The sequence below is a fragment of the Mesonia mobilis DSM 19841 genome (genome assembly GCF_000423405.1).
Taxonomy (GTDB): Bacteria; Bacteroidota; Bacteroidia; order Flavobacteriales; family Flavobacteriaceae; genus Mesonia; species Mesonia mobilis.
The window spans coordinates 1-8,031 of sequence record NZ_AUHX01000021.1; the positions used below are offsets into that span (position 1 = coordinate 1).

The window sequence follows — 8,031 nt, forward strand, 5'->3', positions numbered from 1 at the left end:
AACGATCGAGCCTTACGAGAATGGTTGTGTGATCAGTCAGGGTATATCACCGAGTAACGTAGATGGTTTCAATGACTGTTTAGACTTAACCTTCTTAGATGATCGAACAGGAATAGAAAGCTTAAAAGTTTATAACCGTTATGGTCGTTTGGTATTTGAACGAGATAACTATGTGAATAGTTTCTGTGGTCAAGATATCAACGGAGACGAGTTGCCTTCAGGAACCTATTACTATGTGTTAGTGCTTGAGGGAGAGGATCCTGTCTTTGGAAGAATAAAGAAAAGCTGGGTCTATATTAATAGAGAAGCTAATTAATTAATAAATTTTGTATCCATTTCGGGAGTGTAATTCCCGAAATGGATTATTTTTACCTAAAAAAACTAAGCCTTAAATAAAATAACGATAAGCAAATGAAAAAACTTTATGTACTACTATGTGCTTTTTTTATTATTTCTTCAATAAAATCATACGCACAGCAAGACCCCCAATATACTCAGTATATGTACAATATGAATGTGGTGAATCCGGCTTATGCAGGATCTAAAGAAAGTTTAAATATAGGACTACTCTATAGAGATCAGTGGTCTGGTTTTGAAGGAGCTCCAAGAACTTTTACGTTTTCTGCGCATTCTCCAGTAGGTGAGAAAACAGGTTTAGGTCTTTCGGCTATTTCTGATGAAAACGGACCTGTACAAGAAACTAACGTATATGCAGACTTCTCTTATACATTAGATTTTGGAAAAAGTAGAAAATTAGCTTTTGGTATTAAAGCAGGTGCTACTTTTCACGATGTAGGATTAACAGGTTTAGATTTGCAAAACCAAGATGATGTAGCTTTTGCTCAAAATATAAATGATACTTATCCTAATATTGGAGCAGGGTTCTTGTATTATACAGATAATTGGTATGTTGGAGTTTCTGTACCTAACCTTTTACAATCTACTCATTTAGATGCAGATCCAGATGGAAGAGAATTTGGTAACGAAGAGATGCATTATTTTGCAACTGCTGGTTACGTGTTCCAATTAACAGAGAATACAAAATTTAAGCCTTCAACATTAGTGAAATCTTCTTTTGAGTCACCTCTTTCTTTCGATGTAAACGCAAACTTCTTATTTTACGATCGTTTTGAAATTGGTGCGTCATATAGATATGAAGATGCGGTTAGTGGTTTAGCGAGTGTAAGAGCAACAGACTGGGTTCAGTTTGGTTTTGCTTACGATCACTCTATTTCAGATATCGATCAGCCTTCTTATGAGGCATTTGTGATCTTTGATATATTCTTTAATAAGAAAACTTATCTTTCACCTAGATATTTCTAAACCCATACAAAAACTAAGAAGACAAAATTATGAGAAAAACATACTATATATTAAGTTTAATACTTATGATGGGTGGATCTAGTTTATTTGCCCAAAGCGATGATACTAAAAAAGCAGATAAATATTACGATCGTTTAGAATATGTAAAAGCAATAGAAGAATATGAAGATTTAGTTTCTGATGGAGACGGGACTGCATATGTATATCATCGATTAGCAGATTCATATTATAATATTTACAACACAGACCGTGCGGAATATTACTATAAAATGTATATTCAAGAAGGCGATAATGTAGAAGGTACAGCTTATTACCGCTATGCGCAAATGCTAAAAGCCAATCAGAAATTTGAAGAGTCTAACGAGGCAATGAAAACATTCGCCAATAAAGCTCCTAGTGATGAAAGAGCAAAAGCATTTAAATCTAACCCTAATTATCTTCCTAAGCTACTTAATGGGGAGCCTAAATTTACAGTAGAAAAATCTGAATTTAATACAAATCTATCGGACTTTGGAGGTTACGAATTCGGAGATAAATTATATTTTGTTTCTGCAAGAAATAAATCTAGAAGAGATTACGGATGGAATGATCAACCTACATTAGATGTATATGTAGCTACAAAAAAAGGAGATTTATATCAAGATCCTAAAGAACTTGCAGGAGAAGTAAACTCAAAGTTTCATGAAGGTACTGTAAGTATTAGTCTAGACGGTAAAACAATGTATTTTACAAGAAATAATTATTTAGACGGCGACTATGAAAAAAGCTCTGAAGGTATTGGTAAATTAAAAGTTTATAAAGCAAGCCTAGTAAACGGTGAGTGGGACGATATTGAAGAATTACCATTTAATAGTGATGAGTATTCTACAGGTCATACTGCTTTAAGTCCAGATGGTAAAACACTTTACTTCTCTAGCGATATGCCGGGAGGTATGGGGATGTCAGATTTATATAAAGTTTCTGTAAATGATGACGGTACTTATGGTGAACCAAAAAATTTAGGCGCAGGTATCAATACTGAAGGTAGAGAAAGCTTTCCTTTTATAGATTCAGAAGGAACTCTTTATTTCTCAAGTGACGGTCAATTAGGAATTGGAGGTTTAGATGTTTTTTATGCAAAAGCAGAAGACGATAGTTTTGCTTCAGTAAAAAATATGGGACAGCCAATTAACAGTACCGGAGACGATTTTGCTTTTTCATTCAATGTAGAAAAAGAAACCGGTTTTGTAAGTTCTAATCGAGGCGGTATTGAAGAAACTGTTGCTAATGATGATATTTACCAAGTTGTACAAATTCAACCACTTGATGAAATTAAAGTGATGACCAGTGTAGTAGATGCAGAAACAGGAGAGCCTATTTCTGGTGCAACTGTAATTGTATATGATGCTGAAGAGAATGAAATATCTAAAGCAATGAGTACAGAAGAAGGTAAGGCAGACTTTACTTTACCAGGAAGTGTAGATTATTCAATACAAGTAAATGCAGATGATTATGAAAGCAATATGGCTTCAGTTTCTAAAGAAGAAGAAAATGAAGTTGATGTAGTTATCGAGCTTAATCCAATTGAAGATATAATCACGCCAGAAGAAGTAGTATTAAATCCAATAATGTTCGACTTCGATAAATCTAATATCCGTAAGCAAGCTGCTTTCGAATTAGATAAACTAGTAGAAGTGATGAAAAAATATCCAGAAATGAAGATTAAGGTTCGAAGCCACACAGATCGAAGAGGTCCAGAATCTTATAACCAGACTTTATCTGAGCAGAGAGCGCAAAGCACCGTTCAGTATGTTATATCGCAAGGTATAGATGAATCTAGAATTTCTGGTGAAGGTTTTGGAGAATCAGAACCAAAAGTAGATTGCGATTCTTGTACAGAAGATCAACACGAATTAAACCGACGTTCAGAATTTAAAATCGTAAAAGATTAATTAATAAATAATTGAAGAAAAGCTCTAATCTTTTGAGGATTAGAGCTTTTCTTTCATAGTTAACTAAATAATCTGTATTTTAGCATAATGCATTTTGTGAAATAATGCCTTTAATTCATAATTTAACCTAAATATCCCTCTATGAAAAAAAATACCTTTTTTCTGTTATTTATGTTTTTTGGTTATTTATCTTCCTTTGGGCAGATAGGTATAAACGAGAACTTTGATAACGGTGTTCCTGCAGATTGGACTAGCTCTTTTTTTACAAGTGCTACTCAGGCCTGTGCAGGAGAAAGTGCTAGAGATAATTTGTATTCCTTTAGTAATACAGGAAACTTAATCTCACCCAATATTGTTGGACAGTCGAATGCTACCGACCTAACAATAAGTTTTGATTATAAGATTGTAGACTGGTCTGCTGCTACTAACCCTACCGCAGCGGGTTGGGGTAGTTTTACAGTAGATTACTCTACCGATGGCGGTGCAACTTGGATTAATATTGATACGATTGATGATTCAAATCATATTACCTCCTCTGATTGTGCAACAATGACTTATACTGTTGCTGCAGCAGATTTACCAACTGGGTCAGACTTTCAATTACGTTTCGATATCGTTTGGGCAGCTGGAGATTATTATATGTATTATGATAATGTTAGTGCATTGCAAGTAGCACAAGATCCTCCAAATTGTGATGCCGTGTTATCTACACCTGCAGATGGAGAGATCGATGTTGCTATAGAAGATAGTGTACTATCTTGGTCTGGGGCTACCGGTTTACCTAATTCTTACAGTTTGACAGTAGGAACCACTTCTGGTGGTAATGATATTTTAGATAATGAAAACGTTGGTAATACAACTAGTTATGATCTGGGGATTGTTTTTGATTACAATACTACATACTATGTCACAATTATTCCAGAGAATGATCAAGGTGTTGCAACTGGCGATTGTACAGAATATAGTTTTACAACAGAAGAAGATCCCTCAATTACTGTAGATTGCTCAGTAGGTCCTGTTAATACAAACTTTTGTTATGATAGTGGCGAAACTACAGAGTATGTTTACACCAGTTCAGACGGAACTAACTTAAATTTAGTAATCAATTCAGGGCAGGTAGAAAATAATTTTGATGAATTTATAGTTTTAGATTCTGATGGTACAGAGCTTTATAATGGTTATGGCGCTTCAGGAGATATTTCAGGCTTAAATTTTCAATCTTCAGGAGATCAAATTACTATTCAAATTCAAGCAGATGGTTCTGTAAGTTGTCAGTCTAGCAGTAATATTTCTTCAATAGACCTTACGGTTTCTTGTGCAACTTGTATAAATCCTTCTGCAAGTTTTGAAGTTGTTGAGGATTGTATAAATGGACCTCAATTTTACGTTGACGTAGATGTTACAAGTTTAGGTGATGCAACAGATTTAGAAATTTTAGATAATCAAGGTAATTCAGAAACAGCTTCAGAAACAGGTATTTATACTTTTGGGCCATATATTAACGGAACTCTAGTAGATTTTACAGTTGAAAATAATCAAGATTCTAATTGTGTGATTAGCGAAACAAATCTAACTCAAGACGTTTGTATAAATAACTATGTAGATTGTTCAGTAGGTCCTGTAGACACAAACTTTTGTTATGATAGTGGTGAAACTACAGAATTTATTTATACCAGTACAGATGGTACTAATTTAAATTTAGTAATCAATTCAGGTCAGGTAGAAAATAATTTTGATGAATTTATAGTTTTAGATTCTGATGGTACAGAGCTTTATAATGGTTATGGTGCTTCAGGAGATATATCGGGCTTAAATTTTCAATCTTCAGGAGATCAAATTACCATTCAAGTTCAAGCAGATGGTTCTATAAGTTGTCAGTCTAGTAGTAATATATCACCAATAGATCTTACAGTTTCATGCGCAACTTGTATAAATCCATCAGCTTCTTATGAAGTTGTTAGTAATTGTGATAGTGGTAACGGTGAATTTTTTGTAGAAGTTAATATTTCAGATTTAGGTTCTGCTACGTCATTAACTGTGTCAGATAATCAAGCCAGTACGCCAGAATCTGTAATAGAAACAGGAGTTGTTACTTTTGGTCCCTTCTCTAATAATACAGGAGTTGTAATTACTGTAGAGAATGATGATGATGTAAACTGTATAATATCTAGTCAAAATCTTACTCAGGTTGCTTGCCCTCCAGATAATGATTTATGTGTTGATGCTTTTCCTGCTGTAGTAAATTCAGAGCAATTTTGTACAGAAACAACTTCGGTAACAATTACAGCGGCAAACGGTTCTAGTGTGCCTGTGAGTTGTGGTGGATCTGTAGCTCAAGATGTATGGTATGAGTTTACAGCTAATTCTTCAGCACATATGGTTACGCTAATTGATGCACCTGGTAGTGTTTCACACGCGGTTTATGAGGGAGAATGTAACAGCTTGACCGAATTATATTGTAGTGAAGAATTTGACAATTTCGGGAATAGTGATGGTATTGTTGCTACTAACTTGACTATCGGAAATACATATTACGTAAGAGTTTTCTCTTCTAGTGAAACATCAGGTACTTTTGATCTTTGTATTACTACGCCAGATTATGAGCAAGGTAACGTAACTTGTGAAGATGTAGCACCTTTCTGTGCACCTTTTGATAATGCAGGAAATCCTGAGCCATTAGTTTTTGCAAATGGTTATTATTATTTACAAGAATTTACTGCAGAAGATGGTCCCGATTACGGATGTTTAGGATCAGAGCCTAACCCGGCTTGGTTTTATTTACAAGTAGATCAAACAGGAGATTTAGAGTTTGAGATCGTACAAAATACTGCCTTCGACGGAAATGGTAACCCTATTGGAGATCAATTAGATGTTGACTTTATTGTTTACGGACCATTTTCTGAATTGGATGGCAATTGTGGAGATTTAACTTCGGCAAATATTGTAGATTGTAGCTATTCAGCATCAGCTGTTGAAGATATGATACTTCCTGGAGCTGATGCAGGGGATATATATTTAGTGCTAATTACTAACTTTAATCAATCTCCAGGATATATTAGTTTGGTTCAGACTAACTATGGTGAATCTGGTGGAGGTACTACAGATTGTACTATCTTGGACGAAACAGTTTATGGCTGTGAAGGAGAAGACTTAGTGTTAACCTCTCAATTTCTTACCCAAAGTGCTTATACTTGGTATGTTTATAATGAAGATACAGACCAATTCGAATTTCTTTCGCAAGGAGATGAAGATGCCGGTTATAATTTAACAGTTAATGAGGAAGGTATTTTTAGATTAATCTCTTTCGATAGTGCAGGTATTCCTGTAGAAGAAGAGTTTACAGTAGTGTTTAGCCCTAGTCCTGTAGTAGATCTAGGTCCAGATGATTCACTATGTGATGTTACAGACTTAACATTAGATGCTACGCCAGCTAATGCTTCAGAATTTGGCCCGGATGTAGAATACATCTGGTACTTAGATGGAGTTGAAATTGCTGGGGAAACAAATGCAACGATTATCATTACGGATGAGGGTACATATTCAGTAGAAGTAATTGGAACAGTATTAGATGATTCGGGTAACCCTGTAGATGATTCAACTTGTGCGGGAACAGATGAAGTGGAAATTTCTAATGCAGACTTTACTGTAAGTTTAGGGGATGATCAAGTTTTATGTGATGGTGATTCTTATGTTTTAGAAGCAGAAGTTACTGGTGAAGATACAACTAATGCAACTTACACTTGGTTTGATTCAAATAATAATGTAATTCCTGGTGCAACGAATTCAACTTTCGAGGTTACTACAGAAGGAACTTACTACGTAGAAGTTTCTATTGAGGGTTGTGAAAGTGTTGATGGAGTAGAGATTTTATTCCCAGATTCACCAGAAGTAGACTTAGGGGCAGATGCAATAGTGTGTAGTGGTGCAACTTATAGTTTAGATGCAACCCCATCAAATGCTTCAGATTTTGATAGTTTAACTTACTCTTGGTTAGACGCAGACGGAGTAGAGGTTTCAATCGATGCAATGCCATCGTTACCTGGTGGTACTTATATGGTCACAGTAATGGGAGAATTCACTAATAATGGAATGCCTTATACCTGTGAGGGAACCGATCAAATCATTATCGAAGATATAACTTATAACATCGATTTAGGAGGAGACCAAGAACTTTGCGGAATGGATCCTTACACGATTACAGCGACTATAACCGATGAAGATACAACTAACGCGACATATCAGTGGAGTGATAGTTCAGGTCCGATTCCAGGTGAAACTGGTTCTAGTTATACAGCAACGACCGATGGGACTTATACTGTAGAAGTGACAATAGACGGTTGTGCAGATACAGCCTCGGTAGATCTGTTGTTTGATTTATCGCCACAGATAGATCTAGGTTCAGATGTTACAACTTGTGATCTTACGCCTTATACAATCGATGCGACACCTGTAAATATGCCTGCATCAGATGTAGTTTATACTTGGTCTTTAGATGGAACAGAGTTAACTTCTGAAACAGGTGCAACTTTAGATCCTTCAAGCTATGGCTTTGGTACTTATACGGTAACGGCAGTATCAGTAAACGATCCTGATGGAAGTTGTGAAGTAAGTGCAAGTGTAGTTTATACAGAAGCAGCAATCGATTTAACGATAACAGCAACCCAAGGAGAGACAGCGATCACAATCCCTTATTGTTCAGATAGTGAGCCTGTGCCAAGTCATACAATTACTTTTACAGCCTCAGCAGATGGAGCTCCTGCAGGAGTAAACTATCAGT

The 8,031-nt window shown here is 35.6% G+C and carries 3 protein-coding genes and 1 pseudogene; all 4 read left to right on the top strand.

What is annotated here, in order from left to right:
• On the top strand, window positions 1–316 hold a 316-nt coding region (locus G551_RS15810), incomplete at its 5' end, for a T9SS type B sorting domain-containing protein (RefSeq protein ID WP_036243810.1).
• A gap of 95 nt (window positions 317–411) precedes the next feature.
• Window positions 412–1,323 (top strand): PorP/SprF family type IX secretion system membrane protein, encoded by a 912-nt coding sequence (locus tag G551_RS0111770; protein ID WP_027885759.1) that lies wholly within the window; start codon window positions 412–414, stop codon window positions 1,321–1,323.
• 29 nt (window positions 1,324–1,352) lie between these two features.
• Window positions 1,353–3,254, top strand: coding sequence for an OmpA family protein (locus G551_RS0111775; protein ID WP_027885760.1), 1,902 nt, complete (start codon window positions 1,353–1,355; stop codon window positions 3,252–3,254).
• A gap of 141 nt (window positions 3,255–3,395) precedes the next feature.
• Window positions 3,396–8,031: pseudogene (locus tag G551_RS16270) on the top strand (hypothetical protein); the annotation flags it as partial.

Coding starts and splice junctions, on each gene's coding strand:
- G551_RS0111770 (WP_027885759.1), top strand. CDS start 412: ATGAAAAAACTTTATGTACTACTATGTGCTTTTTTTATTATTTCTTCA.
- G551_RS0111775 (WP_027885760.1), top strand. CDS start 1,353: ATGAGAAAAACATACTATATATTAAGTTTAATACTTATGATGGGTGGA.